Origin of the sequence: Paenibacillus sp. BIC5C1, assembly GCF_032399705.1 — a bacterium.
GTDB classification, from domain to species: domain Bacteria; phylum Bacillota; class Bacilli; order Paenibacillales; family Paenibacillaceae; genus Paenibacillus; species Paenibacillus taichungensis_A.
Genome location: NZ_CP135922.1, coordinates 926,603 through 952,565, shown reverse-complemented (window position 1 = coordinate 952,565; position 25,963 = coordinate 926,603). Strand labels below are relative to the sequence as shown.

Genomic DNA, 25,963 nt, shown 5'->3' with positions numbered 1-25,963 from the left:
TATCACTCTTTTTCATCTGTATTTGTAATCATAATCTGACTATATAGCTCCAGCAATTCCGCGCTCTTGAAGAGTTCGTTGGTATTTGTTTTTTTTACATTTGGTACACCCTTATTACGATAACCGATTAGAGTATGATCCTCAGTATAATAATTGCTTATAGCCAGATGATCATTTTTAATCAGGTTCTCCATCAAATACTGGATATCCATATAGGATGTAAACGATTCAGGACCATAGATTATAGTGTACGGGGTAGTTACACTTAAGAGCATTCGGTATATAGCATGCTGAACAGATGCGCCTGGCATCCATATAAACTCGGTTATTGGATGTGAAATCTCTGCAAGTACGGATGTAGGCTGGCCATCATGCGACAAATCCATTACCCGAAAAATATAGTTGCTAAAAGTCTGTTCATACATATCCTCCACAGCTTTAATGTGGGAAAGTTCTGCGGTCTGTACCGGATATAGGACCGTTAAAACAGGAGCGATTTCTCTACGGCAACGAGCCTGTAAACGGGCTAAATGATAGGTATATCTCCATCTCCGATGATGCTCTGTTGCATGGAGCTGTATCGATACACTGAAGGGGGAATTCACACGATAGTGCATAAGTTCCACCGGAATAAAGCGAATCTCACAGTGTTCTACCAGACGCAGCCAATACTCATAATCTTCAACAGGCTGCATCCGGTATTCACCAACAATTTTGGCGAGTTCGGCTTTGTACATAAAAGAAACACCGATAATTGAAGAATCGAGCAGCTTCTCTTTGGACTGGCCTTGATATTGTCGAAGAGCAGCCAAATGGTGCTCGTCACTTAGAAGGTTCCCCTCATTATCTATGCTTTGAAAAGAACTATATACAATGCCTAATGACTGCGGTCCCTTAATTAAGGATGCACGAAGAACTTCCAGAAAGTGTGGATCATATATATTGTCGCTTGATACCCAAGTTAAATATTTGATGTCAGGATTACTTAAAAGTACATTAAATCCGGTATTAAGCGCGTGAGCTACACCTTGATTAGTCGGATATGAGATCACGGATACCCGCGGATCACTGGCGGTATATCCTTTGACAATGGGCTCCATCTGTGGGTCACCGTCTATTACAATGACTAGTTCATAATCGGTGAATATCTGTTGTAAAACAGACTTCAGAGCTTTTCGCAAAAAGTCTGGTTTTTGCGTATACACAGGCATTACAATCCCTACATCCGGCAATTTCCCCACCCTTTCTCTACAAGTATGAAATTAGTTTATTACATTCCCTGCAGATTGCCTGTGTGTACGCCCTTGGCCCAAAAAGTAGAGCAAGTAAAAACGGAGCCCGCTTTGGATAAAGCCCGCGACTTCGCATAATTCAGTCAGACTTATATTCATTCAAATTGGTTTGGCTGTCTCTTATTTAAAATAATAAAGGATGCCATTTGTTAGCTCGGCATCCTTTATTACATGAGGGTATTCTTAATTTACATGGGTAATAGCTCATTGATTATCACCAAACCAGATGTTCTCCGTACCAGTCCGCGTGTCCGTCCATACACTCACTAGACGGCCTGTTTGAGGGACAATCGCATTGCCAATGTAGTCCCCAATCAAGACATCGCCGGTGACATCAAAGGAAGTTGTCGTTATACGGGTGTTCGTAAAAGTCAATCCTCCATCTCTCGATGTAGCTAGATAAACATCAATGTTGAGGGGATCAACCTGATTCGTGTAATAGGTAACAAATATTGCACCATCCGTAGGGGACACAGTTATGACTGGAAAAAAGTTTTGAGATCCCACTGGGCTTCCCGTAATGGGTATTGGTGTCCCCCAATCCACACCAAAATTAGTGGAAGTAGCAAGAAAAATATCGGAATAACCTTCCCGAAAGTCTTGCCATACAGCATAGACATTACCTTGCGTCGTCGGTGCATTAGAAATATCCGCGGCGAGGGAAGGATATGTCAGACATCTAAATTGGTATCCCGGTAATGGGTCTGGCGGAACCACAACGGAATCAACCATCGTTTCATTGGTAAAAGTGACTCCACCGTCCGGTGAAGTACGAATTTTAAGATCTGTATCACCAGGAGGTTGATTGATCCAACCCACGACGACAATCCCATTTAATGTAATGGCGATGCCGGGGAATTCTTCGAATTCTTCAATCGAAGACAGCAGGGAGGGACTGGAATAGGTATTACCGCTATCTAGGGAGCGATTGAAAAATATCGTATTTCCTGGTATGAATTGCGTGTTGTAATCATGAGTATAACCGGTATATACATTTCCGAAGAAGGGACTTGATCCAGCCTTGTCAGTGACAACAACCACCTGGTCATCATTCACAAACTGTCCAAACCCTTGATTCACAATAACTGGCGTCCCGAATGAAGAGGCGTTGTCGACTGATGTATAGGAAACAATCGACCCGCTGAGACCGTCTGAATCGAAGGCATGGGCCAACACTACGAACGTATTCGGAAAAATATAATCAATGTGTGGTGCTTCGATGCCTGCAAATCCTGTGGGTAGCGGTAATAACGTTGTTGTCCACGTAGCACCTGCGTCAATAGATTTGTATAAACCTATAATGGGAGGACCTGATGAAAGATCTACGGCTACAACAACCATAACCGAAGGATTGAGCCAATTCACCGCGATGGTGGGCTCGAATTGAGCGCTTGTGCTTGGCGAAATTTGAATATTAACCATATCAATATCCTTTCGTAATTGGTACTGCAATACCTACGGGTTCAGCTGAGCTATGAAGGTAAGTTCGGATTGCAGCACTCTTTGATGAGGGATGACGTTTCCTGAAGAGTCCGTTCCGAATACCGTAATAACTGTGTCTGTCGGTGCATTTCCAGTTACAAGGAATTGGACTTCATAAGCTGAATTGCCTGCGATATTAAAACTGAGAATCTGACTAGTGTTCGCATTAATATTCAATGAGCCGGCGTAGATTAAAGCTTTACTAAAAATTGTATTCCATACGTAAATGTGATAGACCACGTTTGATGAAAAACTAAGGTTGTCATTGTCGATGTTAATGATTACGGTCGTTGCTGGGGTAATTCCTGTGTTCGTAATCATACCTGTTGTGGTTGCCATGAGCTTCACCCCCTTTTTTTGGTTTGCTATAACTATATGAATTGAGGGTTTATTGTGCTTGGACAAGGTGATCAGGTGATTCGTGGAATTCAAGCCAGAGTGACACGTTATCTAGTTTCACTCTAGTTGCCAATGCAAAAACACCTCCAAGATGATCTCCCTGTCTTACGACAAGGTTTCATTCTCTTGAAGGTGTTTTGGTTTCGTTCACGCTTCGCCTTCTGTTCCTTATAATATTGCAAAACGCCACGCGGGCTTCCTTGAAACGCTCTCTCCTTGCCATATACATACGCCAGGTCCAAATTTGCAAAAGCTTCATCATGCTGCTCTAGCCTCATGCAGACTATACCCAGCTCAATCCACGGCCCAGTATTAATATCCGAGCTTCGCGTTTGCAGTGCGATTTCAGCCCATGGCTTCGCCAGCGCGTATTGCTCCATGTCCATATGTGCATTCACGTGACAGGAAGCGATCCAGCTTGCCATTTCCCAGTCCGTCTTTGGCTCAGGTAGCATCCCCCAAGCCTGATCATAATAGATCAGGGCTTGCTCATGCTGCTGCGTTTCATCCAGAACATTGCCTGCTTCTACCGTTTCAATAATTCGTCTCTCCAGTTCGGGATGCTCCGGCGTCAAATCTTTCACTCCGCAACCTCCTCCTCCAGTTCGAAATACCATTCCAAAAAGGTATTGAAGTTCGCCCACTGCGGTGTACTTTCACCACTCAGGAAACGTTCAATCGATTCACCAAGCTCGACCAGAGCCACATCTCCCGTTTGGCGGTTATAAAAGAATCCACCCTCGCCCTCAAAGCTGTCCAGCGGGATGTAGGCTTCTGGCAATCCTAACGTGAGTTGAGCCACCGTCATGTCCTCCAAATATACGGTGTTTTCCATCACCCAGCAGATCTGATAGATCTCCTGATGTCTGCTGTAAAAGGTCGGACCATCATCAGCATGCAAATAAAAATGTGCAAAATCAGATTCAAGATCAATACCCAGTTTACGTAAGGCTTCTTCGTACTCTGCCGGCACATCTTCATGCCACCAGCCCTGATTTTGACAATAATCAATTACTTTATTGGATAACATATTAAGCCTCCTAATGAATAGAACATGATGCAGCCATGGTGAGTAAACCCTCTAGTACTATATAATTGAACTAAAGGTTATTTACACTTGCCACTCCAATGACAGAACTACCTTCCGATCGATGTTATCCGTTAAATCACGATAACGGTTTAACAGGGATCCATACTTGAGGAGGAAGACCCTGACCAGGGTATACCTCAAGTTCCGGAATTCCTGCGTGCTTGTAAGGGGTGGCTCCGAACCATTCGCTCATAATATACTTCCACAACTGCTGTATCGCTTCTGGCGCCAACTCATCGGCTTCAAACACCATCCAGTGGGACGCGGGAATCTCTATTGAGAACAAACCCTCAGGTACTTCCCCGGAGTGTGAGGTTGCGATCCAGTATTCCATTTGATCGCTATGTAATTCCCTTTGATCTATACAAATGCCGACCAAACCGGAGACGGCCCCGTTATTAAACTCGTTTAAACGATCTTCTATTCCGTCCGCCAAAGCTTCCTGCCACATCTTTGGAATCTCTCTCAAATTCTCGCCATCCACACAAGAGAATGTTCTTTTAATGCCTACGAAAGTTAGGGACTGCTGTTCAATCAAGTTATCTTTCACATTCATGGAATGGGCTCCTTTCAAAATAAACGAATTATTATTATCTGATCGAAACGTGCCTCCGCGCACGCATTGTGCATCAGTTCTTGAAGTGATTGTTCGATATACAATATATCCTCACGGGTTTTACTATGAATACTGTATCAAAAGAGCAAGGCGATTGGAAATAGGTTCATTCATACCCAGCCTCAATTTCCTTATTCTGGAGCAACTTTACCTTCATTCTTTCGTCTAATGATTAACTAACAACGAAGGGGATGACTATGCGAATAAGTTGCAGTCCCGGTTTCCCCGGGAGCATGATTGGGTCAATTGACCTTCAGCCTACCAAGTTTAATACGGGTATTTCCAGCAACAGCGAGATTACTCATCACATTAACGCTGAACTCATTGCCATTCCCTATGTAGAAGATCCCGAATTCGGATCATATTTTAATGCGATGAAGATGATGAAGGGAACGTACAAGGAAGAGTTTCATGTAAGCTATGACGTAGAATTTACGATTGATGTGGATAAAAAGGGGTATATCACTCAGTTCGAGCATACCTTTTCACTGGAGCGTTACCTCAATCTTGTGCGGACGCAGTCCTATAAAGTGATTAAGACGAATTGGAAAGCACGTTCCTTCCATGTCATGACCTACAGTTATATGGAGGAAGTATGTAATCCGAACAACGTAATCTTCAAATGTAACCACGCAGAGGACGTTTTCGTCGTAGCTGAACTTGTCCCCTATTCTATCGGTGATGTTGTGGTGCAACCCCATAATCGTTACCTGCACCTTCGTGCATTAATATCGGCGAGAGATGATCTCTACCCGATCGACTATATGTGTGAGCCCAATTTCGATCTTAGTATCGAACCATAACCCCTACAACATTTGAATACAACAAGAGCACAAAGCGTTCCTGACTTACTTCGGATCACCTGTGCTCTATTTGATTATAGGTTCTGTTTACTAAAAAAAATCAAATCTCAGGGAGTGGTTACATGGATTTTCGAGAAGAAACACCTGAAGAAAAAAGAGAACGTTTGAGACAAGAAGAATTAAAGGGAAACCCCATGGGTACGTTTGGTGATGGGATAAATCGTGCTCAATTTGGAAGCTTCGCAGATTTAGTTGGCGGTTTGGGATGGAAAGGAACTGGAATCCTCATTATATTATTGGTAATAGGGTATGTAATTTATAAATTAGTGTTTTAATGAGGATAGGGATAACTATGCATTCTTCACTACTTTAATAAATAAGCGTATTCAAAGCTTTCCATCGAATACGCTTATTCGTTTGCAGAAAATACTCAAACATTTAAGCACTCAAGTCCTTCTTTTCTTCCTTTGCCACCAGCTTCTTGTGCTCCCACTTCTCAATCCAACCCCCAACCCGGATGAAAAAGAAAGCCACCGCCATCGAAAAGGTCACAATTCCGTAGAAACCAGCGCCCGTACCAATACCGACTCCACCTGCAAATAGGATCATTGCTGCCGATGTCAAACCTTTCACTTCAAATCCGGCCTTCATAATGAGTCCTGCTCCGAGAAAACCAAGGCCCGAAACAATCTGAGCCGCCAGACGCATCGGGTCCATCATCGTTCGGTTGTGCAGTTGTCCGTACACTTCAACACTCTCAATGGATACGATTGTAATGAGTGCAGAAGCGACCGTGACAAATGTATACGTCTTTACGCCTGCCGGTTTGTTCTTATGGGTCCGATCAAATCCGATTAACAGCCCGAGCACAGCACTGATTAGAATTCGAACATAATACTCAAAAGGTACAGAGTTGCCCACCCAGGATGTAAACGTTATCATATTTAACCTCACGACATCCGAAACTCATTCTTGCTAATTCTTGATCGAGGCACAAGAGTTTCTTTCTATTATTTTGCTAAGCACGATCCTGTTATTCTCGTACGATCCCTCCAGAATACCGAGCTTATGCATAAGCAGCCTTACCGACTGAACACCCAGCTCAGATGGTTGCAGATCCATTCCCGTCAAAGAAGGCCTTACCTGATGCATCATGGACTGATCACCACAGATTACAAATAATGAGATATCTTCCGGCACACGAAGACCTGCGTCGTTGATGGCATTAAGGGCGCTAAATGCAGTACGGTCGTCGTCTGCAATAATAGCCGTAACCCTTCCCATGGGATTCTTCACATTGTGAAGGGTCTCGTCATAGCCATATTTAATATACTTGTCTGAATGAATACCCGGTTTATAATGAATCATTCCAGGCTGGATCATCACACCATGCTCCTGCAGCACACGGACGAACTCTTCCGACCGTTCAATGGAAACAGTCATCTGCTCCCCGGCGTTCAGGAACATGATGTTCCGATGACCCAGTCCAAGCAAATAATCGCAAATATCGCGCATGACCTGTTTATTATCATTGTTGACGGTAGATACACCCTGAAGTCCCTTGTTAATGATTTTACCAATCGTGACAAACGGAATGTCATGCTGATACAGCAGATTGATCCGGTCATCCTCTTCTGTAGGTCCCAGCACAATGGCACCGTCAATAGGATAGCTCGCAAGTGAAGGTGTCTTCACCTCTTCGGCAGCAATCATGTCCAGAAGCACCCGATATCCGTAATTGGAAGCTTCCAGAATAACACCATTGATAAACTGATTATGGAACACGCTGAAAAAGAATTTTCCGTGCGGAATCGTAAGCCCGATCGCCATTGTTTTCTTGGTGACCAAGCTTCTAGCAATATGATTCGGCACGTAATTCAATTCCTTCGAAATTTGCAGCACTTTCTCGGTTACCTTTTTGCTCGTCGGCCTTTTCTGGCTGAATACGTTAGATACCGTTCCCTTGGATACACCCGCCAGACGGGCTACATCATCAATCTTTGCCATTAGGAACAACCTCTCCTCAACACTAGTTCGATTTCGTCCTCGCGAGTTCAAAGATGACTGATGGTATCGTCAGGTACATGTCGCTGGTTAGGATGTCCTGGACTGCACTTCATCCTCAGTCTCGATCGGAACGCCGCGAAGCTGAAGCTGCTCTGCATAATGACAGGCAGCAAAATGATTATATCCTACTTCACGGAGTTCAGGAACGTGCTGGATGCATTTATCCGTCTTATACGAGCATCTGGGATGAAAATGACAGCCACTTGGCGGATTGGCCGGATTCGGTACTTCCCCCTCCAGTATAATTCGTTCTTTTTTATAATCCGGATTCGGTTGGGGCACAGCTGACATTAGCGCCTCCGTATAGGGATGCTGAGGATTCGAGAACAATGATTCCGTTGTCGCCAGTTCCACAATTCTGCCCAGATGCATAACCGCCACTCGGTCGGAAATGTTCTGTACGATGGAAAGATCATGCGAGATGAAGATATATGTGATCTTGAATTGCTCCTGCAAATCTTTGAGCAGATTGATAATCTGAGCCTGAATCGATACATCCAGCGCGGAGACCGCTTCATCACAGACAATCAGTCTGGGTTGTGTAATCAGCGCACGCGCAATGGCTATCCGCTGCCGCTGTCCTCCCGAAAATGCATGTGGGTAACGTTTCAGATAACTCACATTCAGACCTGTTTTCTCGGCAATTTCCATCACCTTCGTCTCCACTTCAGTCCTGCTCAGCTTAAAGTTCGCAATCAGCGGCTCGGCGATAATATCGAATACGCTCATCCGGGGGCTGAGTGAGGAATACGGGTCCTGAAAAATCATCTGGATATCCTTGCGATATGCTTTGATCTCTTTGCCCTTCAAGTTTAGGTAATTCACTTCTTTTCCATCTTCCGCATGATAGACTACACTGCCTGAAGAAGCATCCACACCTCTAACGATACAGCGTCCGAGCGTCGTTTTTCCACACCCGGATTCCCCGACAATACTGAGCGTCTCCCCTTCAAGGAGTTCAAATGAAATTTCGTTTAGAATATGAATGGGTTTTGGCTTTTTGAACAGGGCTTTTTTGGATTTGACTTGAAAGCTTTTGTTTAGTTTGAGGACTTCAAGAATGGGTTTGGTCATTATGCTTCTCCTTCTCTCTGGTCCGCGTACAAGAAACATCTGACCATATGCTGGTCGGAAATCGCGGTTTTCGGTACAGCTTGTTGATTACATACACCTTCAATCCTGTCCTTGCAGCGATCATAGAATCCGCACATCGGAGGCATGTTGACCGGCATCGGAACAGAACCTTCGATGGAATCCAGCCGTTTACTTTTATTCCCTCCCAGCCTGGGCATTGATTTAAGTAACCCTTTCGTGTAGGGATGTTTCGGATTGTTGAAGATTTCCCTCATCGGTGCCTGCTCAACAATTCTTCCAAGGTACATCACCGCAACCTCATCACACATCTCCGCAATAATACCCAGATCATGGGTCACCAGCAGAATGGCCATGCCAAACTCCGCCTGCAGGCTTTTCATAAGTTCCAATACCTGAGCCTGAATGGTCACATCGAGCGCTGTCGTAGGCTCATCCGCAATCAGAATTTCGGGGTTACAGGACAATGCCATGGAGATCATCGCCCGCTGACGCATACCTCCCGAGAATTCATGCGGATATTGATCGAAACGCTTGGCCTGATCGGAAATCCCGACTTTGCTTAGCATCTCTAACGCGATTTTTTTGGCCTCTTTCTTATTCCTCGTCTGATGAATTCGGATCGCTTCCATGATTTGATTCCCGATGGTATACATCGGTGAGAAGGCCGTCATCGGCTCCTGAAAGATCATCGAGATTTTGCGGCCACGGATAGAGCGGATCTGCTTGCCTGTCGGCTTAAGAGACAAAAGATTCAGACCATGGAGATTCGATTCCGAGTCGGAATTGTAAGTGATTGTTCCACTCGTTTCACATTCCTTGGGATTGATGCTGATAATCGACCGACTTGTCAGGCTTTTGCCGCAGCCCGATTCCCCCACAAGCCCAAGGGTTTTGCCTTTGTATATATTGAAGTCGACTCCATCCACGGCATTCATGACGCCATTTTCCATCTGAATCCGAATCTTCAGGTCTTGAACGGACAGTAAAGGTTGCTCCTTATCAACAGCTTGAGTTGCCATGCTATCCCCTCGCTTGCCTAGTATTTGGACAATTATTTTTTGTACGGATCAGCCGCGTCGCGCAAGCCATCGCCGATGAAGTTATAGGTCAATACAGTCAGAATGACAAAAGCGAGCGGAATGAGCTTCCATGGATAAAGGGCCACATTTTCAATTTTTTGCGCCTCCTGAAGCAGCACACCCCAACTGGTTGCCGGCGAACGTACGCCAAGACCGAGAAAGCTCATAGCCGTCTCACCCAGAATCATGCTTGGAATCGCCAGGGTTGTCGCTACGACCAAATAACTCATGAAGCCTGGCAGTAGATGTTTGACAATAATCTTTGCGTCCCCTACACCAGCGATCTTTGCAGCGATTACATAATCTTCATTCTTCAACGAAATGAACTTGCCTCTGACCACACGTGCCAGATCGGTCCAGCCAATAAAAGCGAAGATGATCACGATGTATAAATACATGGTCACGACCGGAATACGTGGCGGAATTGCAGCAGACAGTGCCATCCACAATGGCAGCGTCGGAAAGGAACGGATGATTTCGATGATGCGCTGTATCATGGAATCAATCCAGCCGCCAAAATAACCGGAGATGCCTCCAATAATCAAACCCAGAATAAAGCTAATGCCTACGCCGACCAGCGGGATGCTTAGTGAGATTTGACTGCCCAGCACGATCCGGGAGAACAGGTCACGCCCCATACCGTCCGTACCCAGCAGGAATATCCGCCCTGGCTCATCTACAGCGAACAAATGCGTCGACATGGGGATCAGACCAAGAAACTTATATTCTTCTCCCTTCACAAAGAACTTGAAGAAATGCTTTTTTTCGGTATCCGGGACAAACATTTTACGCAATGTTTCGGGGTCACGCTCGCTCTTCAATTCATATACAAACGGCTTGATGTGAAACTTGCCGTCCGCATCGACAAATCGCAGTCCCATTGGCGGAGCATTCACGTATTTGCTGTCATAGCTTTGCAGCCCATACGGAGCGATAAACTGTGCGAACAGTGCGATGATGTAAAATGCGCCAAGAATGTACATGCTGATCCGGGCCAACTTATGTTTCTTGAATTTCTGATATATCAGCCGCCACTGCGAGCTGTATACAGTATCTTTGGGTGCTGCTGTAACAGGGGCTGCCGGCCTTTGACCTTTAAATAACGGTAGTGGTCTCATCATTAGGATCCTCTGAACTCTGTACGTATTTTGGGATCAAGCCAAGCCAGCAAAATATCGGAAATCAGTGTTCCGAGAACCGTCAGCAAAGCCATGATCAATAAAAAGGTTCCAGCAAGATACATGTCTTGACCGAGCAATGCATTATGCATAACTGGCCCTTGAATCGGCAGGTTCAATACGATTGCTGTAATGGTAGCGCCGGTAAAGATGGAGGACAGTGACCAGCCAAAGGTACTCACAATAGGATTCAAGGCTGCACGTGTCGGATACTTGAACAGGATTTGCATCTCTGATAAGCCTTTGGCACGGGCTGTAATGACATTCGGTTTGTTCAACTCGTCGAGCATTTGTCCGCGCATGATCCGAATCAGATCTGCAGTTCCCGAAAGCCCGATTACAATAACCGGAATCACCATATGCTGCATTAAGTCTTTTACCTTGTCCATGGACCACGGCGCATTCACGTATTCGTTGGAGAATAAGCCGAGCAATGGATTACCGAACCACTTATAGGAAAAGAACATGAGAATAATGGCTAACAAAAAGTTGGGCGTTGCCATCCCGATAAAGCTCAGGCCGGAAAAGAAATAATCGCCCGCAGAATACTGCTTTACCGCCGTGTAGATCCCAACCGGAATCGCAATTATATAATGGAAGGCCATTGTCACCAGCGAGACGACCAGAGTCAGTCCCATATACTGCTGGATCACCGCCATCACCGGTTTGTTGTAGTTGAACGAGAAACCAAAGTCGCCATGCAAAATGATTTTCTTTACCCAAACGAAATATTGTTCATAGATTGGCCGATCGAGCCCCAGATTCGCCCGCATATCATCCATCTCAGCCTGGGTCATGATATCGCCGGAAGCGGACATCTTGGCCGAGTAGGAGGATACGTAATCGCCAGGTGGCAATTGAATAATGTAGAAGACGATAAAGGAGATCACAACAACAACAGGAATGGCCAACAGGATTCGTTTTAAAATGTATTCAAACATCTATTCCTCTCCTCTGCACCGCGTGAATGATACAAAAGGAAACAATAGCAAGGATAAGCCCCTCCTCACTATTGTTTACCTGAATGCTTCACCAGCTATTGCTTGATGAAAAATTGTGCCGGATGGCCTTGACCCAGCGAGCGATACTCATCGGACCAGATAAGATCCGTAGGGATGTTATGAATTTTATTCGAGGCTGTAATCAGAACCGGAGTTGGTCCCGCATATCCGATTACCCACTGATTCTTCTGGTGCAGTTTCACGATCTCATTGCTATACTGATTGATTTCATCCAGTGTCTTGCTTGCTTTCACTTTTTCCCAATACTCAAGGATTTTAGCGACATCCCCTTCAGGCTTGACACCTTCCTTGCCGCCAGATTGGCTGTATAGGCCGTAATGGCCGAACCATGGTGTTATAACACGGAGCGGAACCATTGTATCCGGTCGGAAAGCTACGTTGACGACAGAAATATTCTCGGTAGTCATCGGAATTTTGTTGGCATATTTCATATCAAAATGTGTGCCTCCGTCAACCACTTTCAGGTTCGTTCGCAGCCCCATATCCTCGTAGTATTTCTTAAGCAATTCAAGGAATGGTGCTGTATCGGTCGTGCTCTCAATCACCGTGAGCGTCAACTCGGAACCATCAGGGTTCATACGGAAGTTGTCTTTATCCCGCTTGTTCAAGCCTAACTCGTCAAGAATTTGGTTTGCGCGTTCAGGATCGTATTCCGCCCACTGCTGGGCCCACCCTTCCTGAAAGCCCATTACGCCTTCGGGTACGGAAGCTTGAATCGGTTCTCCCAGTCCACTGGTGACAATCTCAGACACCTGGTTACGATCTACCCCAATGGAGAGTGCTTCCCTGAACTTAATGTCCTGGAAAAGTTTGCGGAGATTCGGATCTTCCGTAGTCTGGTTTAACTGTACTCCCGCGCTGGACCAAGCTGGTTGTGTCCAAGGGATAATCCGGTAGTCACCTTTTTTCTCATTCTCTTTCAGTACCGTGAAGTCTTTGGAATCAAAGATCACCAGGTTGTAATCACCGGCAAGCGTTCCAAGTACCTTTTGGCTCGGATCTTGAATCTTTGTCGCTACAATCCGGTCAATATACGGGAGCTGTTTGCCTTCTTTGTCTGTTTTCCAGTAGTACGGGTTGCGCTCCATGACAAACTGATCGCCATTAGGATCATTGGTTGGCACCCATGCTCGGAGTGTAGGAATCTGGTAATGCAGCCAGTCCGTATACCCGGTTTCCATCAAGAATACTTTGGGATCTTCATAGCCCCACTGCTTCGTAATCTCCAATGTTTTGGCATCCCCTACGAACTCAGGAAGGATGGTTTTGTGAAAGTGTGCAGGAGCGAAGAACCACTTGTTATCAATGGCCACACGTTCCAGGAAGAGCACACTTGGATACTTGTGAGTTACGGTAAACGTGTAGTCATCCACCTTCTTCACTTCAGCCAACGCTCTATCCCCGGTAACAGGGTCAACAGAGTAATAAGCATCATAGATCTTTTTGCCAAAGGTCTCTTTGGTCAACATATGCTCCCAATAAAAGAGAACATCATTCGCTGTGAAAGGAACACCGTCGGACCATTTCATGCCTTCTCGCAAATGGATGGTGAACACGGTGGAATCATCATTCACTTCATAGCTCTTGGCTACGTTTGGTTCAACTTTGTTTCCTTCCTTGTTGAAACGAAACAGCGCTTCCTCTGTCGGTTGGCCTATTCCCCACTTATCAGGAACACCAGTCCAAGGCATGTTCCAATCTCCACCATATTGCCCGATTTCCTCGACGACCTCTTCAACCATAATGTCTTTGGAAGCTGGCAGCCGCTCAGCCAGGGCAGGCAATTTACCTTCATCGACAAGCTTTGTCAGCATCGGGGCTTCTTTGGCACTGTTGTCCGTAACAGCAGGTTCTTTCACTGTCGATTCCTCATTTTCGTTGTTAGACGAAGATGCAGAGCATCCCCCCAGTATTGTCGTGATTAGGACAAGAACAATTAACAAGTTGCTTTTCCTTTTCAAGCTAAACCCCTCCACGTTTGGATTTGCCATTAACTTGCCTGAATATGCTCTGGTTGGCGCTCACCTCCCTAACGAAATAAACCCTTTATGTACATATGTAGATACAATTAAACCGGTTTAATTTTTATGCAACAGAGGTGTTCAATCGGGAAAACATCTCGTAGAATTAAACCGGTTTAATTGACATATAAGAAAATGTAAACGCTTTATTTGTATATAATACATGGATGACTACGTTCAAGCAATAGGGATTTTACAAAAAAATTCTGTTTTTTCAAATTCATTTTAGGAACAGTTCCGAACAATTCAAGTCTGCTCCAACAGCACTCTCACTCACAAATCCAAGTATAGGTTCCAATTGTACTAGGATTATTATCCGATCATCAATTTTTGGTAAAATTCTACATCAACTTCTCTTATTTGCGGTTTGCAGCTGTATTTAGTCGAAAGCGGAATTTGGCATCCTCCCCGTACCACATTGGGAAATTGGTACCCCAGATATTGTTATGCAGATTAAACTGCCATCCGGATTCAAGCGAGACAAACGAGTTGTCGAATTGCAGCAGTCTTCTCTGTCCAGGTGCGACCAAAGCGGAATCCAATGCTTCAATAGAGGCCTGGCCATCTGTGCCATCATAGAATACTCCCTTGTCTACAGCATGCAGATTGCGGTTGCCGTCTTTTACAACATTCAACGGAGAGATTCGTCCTCCAAGCTTGTCCATCATCCACAGATTGGGGTTATCCACCTTAAGTCCGCATCCAAACCAACTGGCCTCTGGAAGACGATTCGCTTCTTTGCCAAACCATTGCAAGGTAACCTCTACCACTCCTGCCTGGGAAAACGTATATACCAGTTCCAGTTCCTTGGGTGCTCCGTACAATTCATAACTTTCTGCTGGCATGTACAACCGGAACCAATACGTATCGCCACTAGCATTGCCTGACTTGTGCATATCGGTCACGATTGGCAAGTACACCTGATGGCTTGGTAGCGGACGCACAAATTCAAAGCCTGGTTTGCTGAAATCGGCATCAGCCCAAGGATGGGTCACAGGCAGGTTCTGCATATAAGTACGGAAATACCTGTCGTAATCCTCCGTCCCGAAGGTTTCGTAGGCATAGACTCCGAACGGTTGCTTCGCGTCAACCCAATTCTTTTCATTATCACCTGTCAGCTGAATCAGTGCACCATTGTTATTGAAGGCCAACTGGTATCCGCCACTGCTATAAACTTGATGACTTGCCGCAGATACAGTACCGGAAGATACACTTTTAACAGGATTTAGTTGTTCAAAAGCTTGACGCGCTTCCTTCTGCTTCTCTTCACTCAGGCACGACACAGCCGTGTCCAAATATCTCCGCTGTTCCGCCCAAGAGCTCTCTATCATCGAATAGGTACGACGGCTCGTCTCCGAAGAGAATAGTCCGCTGGAATGACTGTCGAACTCATCCATGGCGAAGGCACCGATATATTGAAATTTGGCAGGAATATCCTCGACATCCACGTCATTCATTTCCCGCGCCCGGTTGAAGTCAGGCTTGGCATAATTCCGGAAATCCGGAAGCCATTTCTTCACATCAAGTCCCCACGTATGCTCCACAACCAGCAGCATGGCATCACTCATACCTTTATATTCAGCGCTTGCCGGATCGATTCGGCCTTCCGTCAACCACTTGTCTCTTAACCGCTGCAACTGGCGGAATCGGGCTATTTTAAGCGGGTCGGTACCACCTCCGTGAATCCAAGTATCCCCGAGCTCTTCACGTACAACAGGTAATTGGTCCCGAACCTGATCTAGGTGCACCGCAAATGCATCAAGAGACGAAGCCATAATCTCTGCATCGGGGTATCGTTCCTGGATATGCTGGAATTGTTCACGAATCTCTTCTGCGCTTGGCGGTCCGCAATTGTCGCCCGTATGGGCAAACAACAAGATATCATCGATACCTTCAATTTCGACTGCCTCACCGTAGGTGTCCGCATAATTGACAATGATCTCACTGCCATCCGCTGCCTGCCATCTGAACAGTTTAGGGACATCCGGGCGCATGGAAGCTGGATTAACCCCAAGATGCATATACCGGATACCCGCTTCATTCATCAGAGGCACCATAGAAAGGGTATGCCCGGGTACATCCGTCATTTTTGCTGCTATGGTCGTTTTGCCAAATTGTTTATCAAGCTCCAGTCCGATGGACAATCCGTAGCGAAATAATGAGGGGTCCATCAGCTCGGTGTGCGTCGTGAACGGTAATCCATGCCATACGATATGACCTTTGCGGATCGCCTGTTCCATAGCCTGTTTGCCCTCTTCGGTCGCATGATTCAGATAATGACGGATCAGCCAGGAACCCGTGGTCCATATGAATTGCTCTCGTCCTCCCTCTGCTTCCAACTGTGCGGACAGTGCGATAGCTTTGGGCACATACTCTTCCATGTACTGCTTTACGACGTTTTCCGCCAAGTGTGTAAATCCGATATCCAGGTGAGTTTTAAAAACAACATGTACTTTTTTACGGTTAGTCATGGTTGTCTGAGCCTCCGTTGTTAGATTCACAGTTAATACTGTTTATTTGAACAATAAGCATGGAGACCCGCTTCATTGTGAAAGCGAGTCCCCTCGTTAATCATCGTCTAATCTAAAATAACATCATTCGTTAATGCGCCTTTTTCCTGCGGTCCTGTTGGTCCTCCCGCAAGCAGAGGCTGACCAAAGAAGGAGCCTTGGGACGGATTTCCGAATCTATAGACAGACAAGCTGTTCGGATTGCTGTAATCCCTGTCCAGCCATGAAGGCCAAGCATTTCCCAGACCATTGCCTGTTCGGGTATTCGGATAATACTGAAAGGCCTGGATATTGTTCCAGGTATCCCATGCCGTTCCCTGATTGGTCACATCAATCAACTGGGTCACGACGAGTTCCTGATAGACATGATTGCCAGGATCTTTCCACATCCCATGGGAACCAAACGCGGAATAAGCGACAGGATGTGTATTGTTTACTTTGTCCACTTCACCCCAGGAGTAGGTTGTACCGAAAGAATGCGCGCCATAGTAAACTTGAACCGGCTTCACATAGTTACTGTTCTGATCGGTGAACTTGGCCAATCTGACCGTAACCCGCTCCCAGTCTCCGACATGATCTCCCACTTCCGTGCCAAACACCGTTTTCCCAAGATCATAGGGACTGAACTGGAAATATACCAGATCGACATTGTTATACTCCTTCTCCACCCAAAACGCGTAGATCGGCGCATTAGCCAGATCGCCCGTAAAATACGGCAGTTTCAGGGTATATGGATTTAATTCCGTTTTGGTCTTGAATTCATATAAACCTGAACCTGGATTCACATACCGATCCACATGCGGCAGGGTATGTTCTACCGAGGACGGAAAATAAACTTCGCCTTGGGCAAACCAGATCTTGGGTGCAAAGGTTTGCAATATTTCACGCTTGGCTGTGTCACTGTAATCGTTACCCGGAACGGCAAGCGATGTGGCATCGAGCGGCGAGATGGCTTCAACCTTCAGGCTCGATACCGAATCATTGATATCTCCGCCAACATAGATCGCATCTGCGGTCAGAACCTTTGAGTATCCAGCGAAATTGTAGTCTTTGTACAATGTGACCTTATACCCTGGGGCTACCCGAAGTGCAGAAATGGCATCATTGCCTACGCCAGCCTTCAGTTCATCCACATTATAGCTGCCAATATCAAACTGCTGCTCAAAACCTCCATAAGGTGAATTGGAGTATGCGATAACTGGTTTATTGGGGCCTCCGATCTTCTCTACTTTCAGACTGGAGGTCGCGTCATTAAAATCATCAAGCCATCCCGCATCGCTGGTCAGTATTTTGGTATCACCGGAGAAATCCTTGTCACGATACAGGGTCAATCGATATCCCGGAGCTACCTTTACCGAAGATATTTTGTCGTTGCCAACCACGTTAAGCTGATTCACATTGAACAGGCCAATCCCAAATGGTTGGGAGCTGCCTCCAAAATCTCCATCCTGGTAAACCGTTACGGCATTGTCCTCTGCCGCCTGCGCAGGCTGCGCCAGTGGAAAGAAAAGAGATACTGCCAAGAACGAAGCTGCAAGCAAGGATTTGATTGTCATATTCGGGCTCCTCTTCGAATAATGATTTCGATTATTGCCAACGTTCGTACGTTACATTTCTTTTGGCTCTGCAGGTCATTTCCCAGGATGTGTGGTAGCGCTTTCCGGAAGATCCTCCCTTCATCCTTAAAAGATAAGTGGCATATCTTCACACTAATATATGTCATTGACATATACAATGATATAAATGTAAATTTTCCTCCAAATAAACTTCATATAACTACTATTATTTACAATATTTTTGCATAAAAAGGTGAGATACATAACAAATCACGTATTATTGAGTTTGAATATGATAACAACCATCTTATGTCACTGACATACAAAAAAACCTCCCTTATCATCAAAACGAGATAAGGAAGGTTTAAATTGGCTTGAATAACGGAACCGCATCAACACTCATTGATTAAGATTACGTACGGAGCTTCGTTCGATGATGGTTGTGTTCACCTTGATGGATAAAGCACCTTCTCGGGAATTCTCCATACGTTTGCACAGCAAATTCACTGCTGCCTGTCCAAGCTTCTCTGTCGTTTGTTTTGCCGTAGTCAGTGGCACGGGCAGCAGACTCGCCAACTGGATGTCGGAAAAACCAATGATGGACAGTTCCTCAGGTACCTGCTTGTAGATGGATAAGGCCGTGTACAGACAAGAAGTCGCGATATAATCATCCGCACAGACAACGGCTGTCATTGCGGGATTACTTTGAATGAAATCCTTGAGTTGGAGATTCGGCCCATTCAGGTTGAGCATGTAATCCTCTGCACAATCCAGGCAAATATTGCGACCGTTAACAGGCAGTGCGTAGTCCAGCATGGCCTGCACATAACCTTTATAGCGGTCCTCCCGGCTCGTCACTCCATCAAACGGCATAGAGATATACCCAATTTCCCGATGTCCTCTATCAATCAAATATTCCGTCAAGTTGTAGGCTCCCTGATAATGGTCATGGTACACACAATCAATATTGACCTCACGAAAGATCCGATCGATGATTACCAAAGGATAATTCAGCAGATTAAGCTCCAGCACCTTTTCACTGCAGCGTGTTCGCCCCCTTGGAAACAGAATAATTCCATCGATTCCTTCCTCGTACAACTCTTGTAGGCAGATGCTCTCATCCTCTTTATCCGTAGTAATCCGAATGAGCAACTGGCAACCTGATTTACGTGCTTCCTTCTCGACGGATGCAATAATTCTGGCTACGTAATCATCCATATTGGGGAACAAAAGGGCAATTTTTCGCTTCATAAGCTTCTTGTCTGTAGTTACATTCCCCGACAATGACTCCTTACCCGGGCCACCCAAATAATCACCCGATACAAATGTACCCCGCCGCGCCAACCGATAGACAATACCTTGTTTCTCCAAAATTTGCAGCGCAAGCTTGGCCGTCATACGGCTGACAGAATACAGTTTGGAGAGCTCCCCCTCTGATGGTACGGGATCATGTGGCTGCAATTTCCGGTTACGGATTTCTTCCATCACCAAATCGGCAGTTTGCAAGTATAACAACGGCTTCCGATGTGGTTCCTCCATGTGAACACCTGCCTCAGTTCCGGATTTTACGATCATTCTATCATTTTCTCATGTAAAAAAGTAAAAATAGCCCGTGAACAGAAGGTTGAAAGTCAATCCATCCTTCTGCTCACGGGCATGGCAAGCAAACACTTATTTATTTAACTTCGGCATTTAGCCGTTCAATAAGTTCAAGCAGCTCCATCGGTTCACCGACTGTGTGAGTCGGACGTTCTATCTCATCCACCGGCTCATGGGGATAACGCGGTGTCCAGCTCTGAAAGATGCTGGTGATGCCAAGTGCGTTGGCTCCCTTCATATCACGACTCAGGTTATTGCCAATCATCACTGTTCTTGAAAAATCCCCTTCTGACAAATCAAGGGCACCAATTGCTGCCTTAAACATCCGCGGGCTTGGCTTGCTGGCTTTAATATTCTCCGAAATAATCATTGCGCTAAAATAATCATGAAGTCCATGCTGCTTAAATACGTTCTTGAAGGATTGTGCATCGCCGTCAGCAACCAGGGCCAGCGTGTACCCTCTTTCATGAAGCTTCTGAATCGTGATATCCGCACCCGGAATCAGATCCGCACTCAGAACAATTCCTTCTTCGTCCCGAATCTCGGTCGATTCATCAACAATGGTATCGCCGCTGTCAAAAAAGATAATTAACTTTTTGTCGTCCATGTTCGTTATGACCGTCCTCTTCATTCAATTGGTGAAACGACTTGCCGGTTTCCACTTGACCATGTAATCCAACATTGATGTTCTAACAATAAAGGTATAGCGCTTAATCCAATGTTACAATGGAGATGAATAAAAAATCAATCATTATTTCGTTGCGCTTATGCAGATGCCTGATTTAACCTTAATTATCTTTGCTGGAAAAGTAATGAGGATCATTTGGCCGGTAGATGGTGGGGCTGCTGCTGACCAAACCGCTTTGCTTTTACTGCCATCGCTTTATCCAGCCTTGCTCTTAATCCACTCATCCACTCTGGCTCATGCGCCCATTGTTCTGCCCCAGATCGAAGCACACGTACATAACCGTACAGATTGGCAAAACGACGACATGCCGGAAACATCGACTCCATATCATAGGCGTCTCCTGCTTCCTTCCAGTACCCTTGCAAGAATAGTCGCTTCTTCTGCTCCCATTCATCCGGCTGAATTTCATCCCGTAAACTATCCAGAGTCTGCTCCACATCCATTGCGTACCAGTGGTACATCGCGTCATCGAAGTCAATGGCGTAACAGGAATGACTTTCCTCGTCATAGAAGACATTATCCAGTTCAAAATCGTAATGAATTAAACCGAAGTTCTGCAGGGTAACGGGCCAATTTGCAAAATAAATCCGGAGAACTTCTACCTCATTGAGCGCCGCATTCTCGCCAGGGAACTCCCCCAGCACGTCCTTCATCCAATCCAATACATCGGTATACATCCAGCGTTTTGCCTGTTTGGGTGTGTATTCACGGGATAAACGATGCAGCTTACCCAATGCCTCACCCAAGCTGTGTACGATCTGGTCATTTAAATCGATACTGCCCATCTGGTTACCAGCAACTCGTTTGAATACGGAGGCATAATACATTCCCCAAGGCGTATGTGCCTCAACCAGCTCTTTCCCTGCATGGGAAGGTACAGCTTCCATGGCACCATATTGGTTTAGTTTAAGATAGGTCAGGAATTCTAGCTCTGCTGCAAGATTGGTTTGATTTTTCTCCTCTGCAGGGGCAAAACGAAGCAAGTGAAGCTTTCCCTGATCCCTGAACGGATACACGGCATTGGAGGATATACGATAATACTGGAACATGTCCAGTGACTCCGGATCATAACTCCAGTTTTTCAAAATCATCTCGGCGAGATCGTTATTATGGAATAAATATTTAAGTTTTAACATGGGCATATCTCCTTAGTGGTCGTTTAATGTAGAACGCATTTAGCGTTCCGATTCCTATTTTTGCGCGCAAAAAGCCGCAGGCTATGCCTGCGGCTTTAAAATTCTGGATACACGGGTTTACTTGCATAAGCAAATAAACCTCGTGCAACCCAGGAAAAATAAGCAGTTATATCCCTGTATGTCGGCAGACCTCAGATCGTCACATTAGCAAACTCCAAATGCTTCACCATGTGTCCGTTGCTCTGCCGGATCTATTCAGTTCGTAATCACCTTAATTGTTGTTGTAACGCTTTGCATCATCTTAGCCCGTCGTTTCATGACGCTCACTCCTTCCGAAAAACAAGTTATTTCCATAATACTCCATCAAGTGAAGGTAGGCAATGAATATCAAGACTGTGTAACCACCATTCGTTCTACGGTTTCGGTGTTCTCCTTATACCAAACCATAACGACATCTCCCTCTTTCAAATCAGACACCTGAATGGATGAATCAGCATTTTGGTTGTTGCCTGGGGCCCCCATGCCCATGCCTTCCGTGATATCCACATCCTCACTGATGTTCAATTTCATTTCGATGCCCGTATCTTTCATATCCATGCTTCCACCTCTGGAGGAGCCTGATCGTCTTCCATTTCCATTATTGGAATCTGTGGATAAGTTATCCTCCACCTCAAGCAACAAAATCGTGACGGTACTCCCTGTAGCAGAGATCACTCTGCCTGTAAGATCGGCATTCATCATCCCCCGCATATCGTCCTGACCGCCTGTTCTGCCATTCATCCCTTGTCCTCCGCCCCTCTGCGTTCCTCCATTCATGCCCGGGCCACCACCATTCATCATTCCGCCACCGTTCATGCCTTGTGCAGAACCGGTATTCGTAATGTTCTGGGCAGTGATAGCATCGCAGGCAGATAGCAAAACTGAGCAGGTCAGCAGCAAGAGCATAGCCGATATGAGATAACCATTTTTTCGCATACGGATCACCCTTTTCTCAGGGAAGAACGTTCCCAGCCGAGTTTTCTATGAGACATGAAGTTATACGCATCTTTGAATCCCATGTACGACAATACAATCAGCAGCGGATATACGGGGTAGATATACCTCGATTTAATCTCCCACAGAATATAGAATCCGATAAATCCGAGAATAACCAGAATCAAAGAGACTTCGTCATACCGCTTTTCACGAATCCCACCGACCAAGCGAATGAAAATAAAACAGTACATCATGAAATTCATCACATAAACGATCCAAAGCACCCCCGTCCGATAGACGGAATCTCCCTTGAATAATTCTGTGACCGCATTGGTATAACTGTAGGAGCCGGCAATTCCGCCACCTCTTCCTCCTCCCATACCCGAGGAGCTTTCGTTACCAATGCCATATCGATCCATTTGGTAGGTGCCTTCGGTCCAGGTCCAAATAATCTTTTTGTAATACATCTGGGCCAAGTCACTTAAGCTGGCTTCCGACAGTTTGCGTTCAATCTCCTGCTTGTACAGTTCTGTACTTTCAGCTTTATTATAGTTGGCTTCTCTTTGATAGATCTGGTAGCTCTCCATATTGTCCCAGAAGCCGAATCGTTCCAGATTAATACCCATGTTCAACCACATATAGACCGGTGCCGAATTTTCTCCAACAGGCTCACTTACAGCACCTGATGATTTTAATACCGCATTCTGAGTCCACCCTGGGACGTTAAACAACGTAGCCAGCACGAAGATGGAGGCAATCACTTTCTTGAATCCAATACTTCGCATATTCAGCAGGATGGTTAACATAGCAGCAATCAGCACAATTACGCCAATGCTTCGGAAGTAGTTGCCAATGGCGAGCAGAATGGCGGCAATAACGATCGTCTGCCAAGACTTTTCACGTATAAACCGAATCAAAAAGTATAAACAAGATGTCAGAAATGCCGTAGCAATAACATCGTTATAGATCAGGTTGTTCAGGAACAGGGATGGCAGATACGTGGGTGCAAAGATCAGAACCCCGTAATCACGTTCCGCGGACTTATGATTTAACTGTTTATAAATGAGATAAATCATTAATGTCGTTACCGTTGCAAACAAAATATTGAACAGCTTGATTACCAGATAATTATCCGGGAACAGGTACAGCAATGTTTTTAGATACAAGACGGTGGAAAAGTTGAACGGGAACATGTGCAGATATCCACCTGTTTCAAACGAGGAATAATCCTGATCGTAGAGCATGTTCATCGCGAGTGAAAGCACAGTCTGTGAATCATCCGTAGGCACTCGTGGAAACACGAAAATAATTATAATTTGAATGGCCAGAGAACATAGCAGCACCACAGGAATGACAACTTTGGGACTGTATTTGTTCAGCTTCAGACCAAGCCGATATAACACGACGCCCGATACCAGAAGCAAGGCAATCACTGGGATAAAAATACTCCACTGCTGCGTACCCAGAATCGGATTATCCCCGTACAAGGTGTAGTTGTACTGTGCCCGGACAAATAGGGATGAAACGATAAACACGCCGACAAAAACAAGCAGGATGAGATAAAGCGACTTATGGACCACCTTAGACATGCCAAAACTCCTTTTCCAGTACAGGATTCGGGAATAGTATAATGGCTCTACCTGAAAAAAGGCTGAATTCAGTTTTGTGCTTAAAAATGCTCATGGAGACAACAAGGAATATGAGGATACCTCATCGAATAAGAAAAATATGTTCATAGTTAGATATCCCTCATGCGCAAAGGAGAATTGAAAATGAGAAAACTCGTTCTATTTCTGCACGCATCGCTTGACGGTTTTGTAGAAGGGCCGAATGGTGAAATGGACATTGGCTGGGTTTCCTACGATGCTGATTTGGAGAAACACGCAAAAGAAATTCTGAGTACTGCCGACACGGTCCTTTGGGGGCGTGGGACTTATCAGATGATGCACAGTTACTGGCCATCTGTGCCTTCGAACCCATCAGCTTCGCAACATGAACTTGATCATGCTGATTGGATCGAAAAGACAGCCAAAGTCGTTTTTTCCACGACGCTGGAGAAAGTCGAATGGAATAATTCAAGACTCGTGAAAGAAGATATCGAGGAAGAGATCAATAACCTCAAACAGCAGCCAGGCAAGGATATGGTCATCCTCGGCAGTCCTAGGTTCGCACACCACCTTATGCAGCTTGATTTAATTGATGAGTATAAAATTACAGTTTCTCCCGTCCTGGTCGGTAAGGGATTGCCATTATTCCAAGGCATCAAGGAGAAGATCAATCTTAATCTAATTGAAAACAAGACCTTTGATTCTGGAGCCATAGGTCTCGTTTATCAGACGGTAAGATGACCTTGTCACTTAAGGTGATTACGCAACGGTAGACAAATCGCTAAATAACCGCCTTTTCACAAAGGCGGTTTTCTTATGGTCACAAATCAACATTAGAATGTAACATAGCTATTTTTTTCGGGATGCCCTGCAACTAATGAGCGAATTACATATACACAGATTCTGAAGCCATAAATTCTTACAAAATATGCTATAATCAACAAAGCAATAGAATAGGCTTAAAGGGTCGGTCGGCTACCTCGCCATGAAGGGAGGTATGCCCTGTGACAGTGTTTGAAGCAATCATGTTGATGCTTACCTTCGGCACGCTCCTCGTTGCCATTCTGTCCGATAAACGCAAATAGACCGCCCCCCTCGCAAAAGGATGCGGTCTATTTATGATCAGCTTTCTAAGCGAAGCCCACCGCCCTTAAAAGCGGCTATTGCTCAGAGAGTCGTGTTACCAGCACGGCTCTCTGAGCATTCTACGACTAATCTGCTCTAATTATACCATACTCAAATCTTTGAAGTTACATATAAACCGTGTTAATCCTCATCCATTTCCTTTTACTCGCGTTACTCGCGCATATATATGGGACCGTCCACTACTTCTTTCGTTTCTTTTCCCGAGCCTTCTCCACATTGGCCTGCACCCGAAATTCCACGATCCGGCGGATCAATTCTTCTGGCAATGGTTGATCCAATGGAAATTGCACCGATCCTTTGGCTCCTTTATACCGTGAGAGTTCCTCCTTAAACGCTTCAATCCCACTGGCACCCGGGTAAAATCCGATATGCTTGGAGTACGCTGCAAAATGAACCAGATTCCCGTGCTCTGCATACGTTGGCATCTTGTAGCTGATCTTCTCCACGGCATTGGGAGCGGAATCGCGAATAATCTGTCTTAATGATTGTAATTTGACCTGTACATCTGAAGGAAATTGCGAGATATATTCATCTACCAGCACATCATAAGAGGTACTATCTGACATCTTGAACTCCTTCCACCACGTCCATACGTGGTACGC

Annotated in this window: 25 protein-coding genes; 4 read left to right on the top strand and 21 right to left on the bottom strand. The window is 45.4% G+C overall.

All coding sequences use genetic code 11. The annotated features are described in order from the left end of the window. Positions 1–2: 2 nt before the first annotated feature. The 6 genes from RS891_RS04430 to RS891_RS04405 form a co-directional block, all read right to left on the bottom strand. Complete coding sequence (locus RS891_RS04430; RefSeq protein WP_315794553.1) at positions 3–1,232, bottom strand: glycosyltransferase family 2 protein; 1,230 nt, start codon at positions 1,230–1,232, stop codon at positions 3–5. Positions 1,233–1,496: 264 nt separating this feature from the next. Continuing rightward, positions 1,497–2,714 (bottom strand): sialidase family protein, encoded by a 1,218-nt coding sequence (locus tag RS891_RS04425; protein ID WP_315794552.1) that lies wholly within the window; start codon positions 2,712–2,714, stop codon positions 1,497–1,499. Between the two features lie 33 nt (positions 2,715–2,747). Continuing rightward, positions 2,748–3,113 (bottom strand): hypothetical protein, encoded by a 366-nt coding sequence (locus tag RS891_RS04420; protein WP_315794551.1) that lies wholly within the window; start codon positions 3,111–3,113, stop codon positions 2,748–2,750. 122 nt (positions 3,114–3,235) lie between these two features. Continuing rightward, the gene (locus RS891_RS04415; RefSeq protein ID WP_315794550.1) at positions 3,236–3,757 is read right to left on the bottom strand and encodes a hypothetical protein; all 522 of its coding nucleotides are present in this window, start codon (positions 3,755–3,757) and stop codon (positions 3,236–3,238) included. After that, on the bottom strand, positions 3,754–4,203 hold the full coding sequence (locus RS891_RS04410) for an SMI1/KNR4 family protein (protein ID WP_315794549.1): 450 nt from the start codon (positions 4,201–4,203) through the stop codon (positions 3,754–3,756). The genes RS891_RS04415 and RS891_RS04410 overlap by 4 nt, the downstream gene beginning before the upstream one ends. Before the next feature lie 136 nt (positions 4,204–4,339). Continuing rightward, positions 4,340–4,819: a GyrI-like domain-containing protein gene (locus RS891_RS04405; protein ID WP_113055672.1), complete on the bottom strand. Its 480-nt coding sequence runs from the start codon at positions 4,817–4,819 to the stop codon at positions 4,340–4,342. Between the two features lie 293 nt (positions 4,820–5,112). On the opposite strand from RS891_RS04405, the gene RS891_RS04400 reads away from it, so the two are divergent. Beyond that, entirely contained in the window at positions 5,113–5,682 is a 570-nt protein-coding gene (locus RS891_RS04400; RefSeq protein WP_315794548.1) for a hypothetical protein, read from the top strand. Positions 5,683–5,804: 122 nt separating this feature from the next. Next, the gene (locus tag RS891_RS04395) at positions 5,805–6,017 is read left to right on the top strand and encodes a DUF6366 family protein (protein ID WP_064642138.1); all 213 of its coding nucleotides are present in this window, start codon (positions 5,805–5,807) and stop codon (positions 6,015–6,017) included. Positions 6,018–6,120: 103 nt separating this feature from the next. Here RS891_RS04395 and RS891_RS04390 read toward each other — a convergent pair whose 3' ends face one another. The 14 genes from RS891_RS04390 to RS891_RS04325 all read right to left on the bottom strand — a co-directional run bounded on the left by RS891_RS04390 (position 6,121) and on the right by RS891_RS04325 (position 24,197). Beyond that, the gene (locus RS891_RS04390; protein WP_113055669.1) at positions 6,121–6,624 is read right to left on the bottom strand and encodes an MgtC/SapB family protein; all 504 of its coding nucleotides are present in this window, start codon (positions 6,622–6,624) and stop codon (positions 6,121–6,123) included. A 33-nt stretch (positions 6,625–6,657) separates the two neighbouring features. Next, positions 6,658–7,689: a LacI family DNA-binding transcriptional regulator gene (locus RS891_RS04385; protein WP_113055668.1), complete on the bottom strand. Its 1,032-nt coding sequence runs from the start codon at positions 7,687–7,689 to the stop codon at positions 6,658–6,660. 87 nt (positions 7,690–7,776) lie between these two features. Next, positions 7,777–8,823 (bottom strand): ABC transporter ATP-binding protein, encoded by a 1,047-nt coding sequence (locus RS891_RS04380; protein ID WP_315794547.1) that lies wholly within the window; start codon positions 8,821–8,823, stop codon positions 7,777–7,779. After that, positions 8,823–9,863 carry an ABC transporter ATP-binding protein gene (locus RS891_RS04375; RefSeq protein ID WP_315794546.1) on the bottom strand — a complete coding sequence of 347 codons (1,041 nt, stop codon included), beginning with the start codon at positions 9,861–9,863 and terminating at the stop codon, positions 8,823–8,825. Before RS891_RS04375 ends, RS891_RS04380 begins: the two co-directional genes overlap by 1 nt. Before the next feature lie 32 nt (positions 9,864–9,895). Continuing rightward, positions 9,896–11,044 carry an ABC transporter permease gene (locus RS891_RS04370; RefSeq protein WP_315794545.1) on the bottom strand — a complete coding sequence of 383 codons (1,149 nt, stop codon included), beginning with the start codon at positions 11,042–11,044 and terminating at the stop codon, positions 9,896–9,898. Next, complete coding sequence (locus RS891_RS04365) at positions 11,044–12,042, bottom strand: ABC transporter permease (RefSeq protein WP_024631276.1); 999 nt, start codon at positions 12,040–12,042, stop codon at positions 11,044–11,046. The genes RS891_RS04370 and RS891_RS04365 overlap by 1 nt, the downstream gene beginning before the upstream one ends. A gap of 95 nt (positions 12,043–12,137) precedes the next feature. Then, entirely contained in the window at positions 12,138–14,084 is a 1,947-nt protein-coding gene (locus tag RS891_RS04360) for an ABC transporter substrate-binding protein (protein WP_315794544.1), read from the bottom strand. Between the two features lie 416 nt (positions 14,085–14,500). Then, complete coding sequence (locus RS891_RS04355; protein WP_315794543.1) at positions 14,501–16,615, bottom strand: DUF5054 domain-containing protein; 2,115 nt, start codon at positions 16,613–16,615, stop codon at positions 14,501–14,503. A gap of 107 nt (positions 16,616–16,722) precedes the next feature. Next, the gene (locus tag RS891_RS04350) at positions 16,723–18,210 is read right to left on the bottom strand and encodes a Vps62-related protein (RefSeq protein WP_315794542.1); all 1,488 of its coding nucleotides are present in this window, start codon (positions 18,208–18,210) and stop codon (positions 16,723–16,725) included. 399 nt (positions 18,211–18,609) lie between these two features. Then, the gene (locus RS891_RS04345) at positions 18,610–19,749 is read right to left on the bottom strand and encodes a GntR family transcriptional regulator (protein ID WP_315794541.1); all 1,140 of its coding nucleotides are present in this window, start codon (positions 19,747–19,749) and stop codon (positions 18,610–18,612) included. A 136-nt stretch (positions 19,750–19,885) separates the two neighbouring features. Then, positions 19,886–20,416, bottom strand: a complete 531-nt coding sequence (locus tag RS891_RS04340) for an HAD family hydrolase (RefSeq protein WP_315794540.1) — start codon at positions 20,414–20,416, stop codon at positions 19,886–19,888. A gap of 212 nt (positions 20,417–20,628) precedes the next feature. Further along, positions 20,629–21,633: a phosphotransferase enzyme family protein gene (locus RS891_RS04335; RefSeq protein ID WP_315794539.1), complete on the bottom strand. Its 1,005-nt coding sequence runs from the start codon at positions 21,631–21,633 to the stop codon at positions 20,629–20,631. Between the two features lie 387 nt (positions 21,634–22,020). Further along, complete coding sequence (locus RS891_RS04330; protein ID WP_315794538.1) at positions 22,021–22,608, bottom strand: hypothetical protein; 588 nt, start codon at positions 22,606–22,608, stop codon at positions 22,021–22,023. 5 nt (positions 22,609–22,613) lie between these two features. After that, a complete protein-coding gene (locus RS891_RS04325) occupies positions 22,614–24,197 on the bottom strand; it encodes a glycosyltransferase family 39 protein (protein WP_315794537.1) in 1,584 nt (527 codons plus the stop codon). A gap of 183 nt (positions 24,198–24,380) precedes the next feature. Here RS891_RS04325 and RS891_RS04320 point away from each other — a divergent pair, with 183 nt between their 5' ends. Together RS891_RS04320 and RS891_RS31630 are read left to right on the top strand one after the other, a co-directional pair. Next, entirely contained in the window at positions 24,381–24,956 is a 576-nt protein-coding gene (locus RS891_RS04320; protein WP_315794536.1) for a dihydrofolate reductase family protein, read from the top strand. A 263-nt stretch (positions 24,957–25,219) separates the two neighbouring features. Next, on the top strand, positions 25,220–25,300 hold the full coding sequence (locus RS891_RS31630; protein WP_397386934.1) for a putative holin-like toxin: 81 nt from the start codon (positions 25,220–25,222) through the stop codon (positions 25,298–25,300). 240 nt (positions 25,301–25,540) lie between these two features. Here the strand turns inward: RS891_RS31630 and RS891_RS04315 are convergent, their stop codons facing one another. Further along, a complete protein-coding gene (locus tag RS891_RS04315; RefSeq protein ID WP_113055656.1) occupies positions 25,541–25,927 on the bottom strand; it encodes an iron chaperone in 387 nt (128 codons plus the stop codon). Between the last annotated feature and the right edge of the window lie 36 nt (positions 25,928–25,963).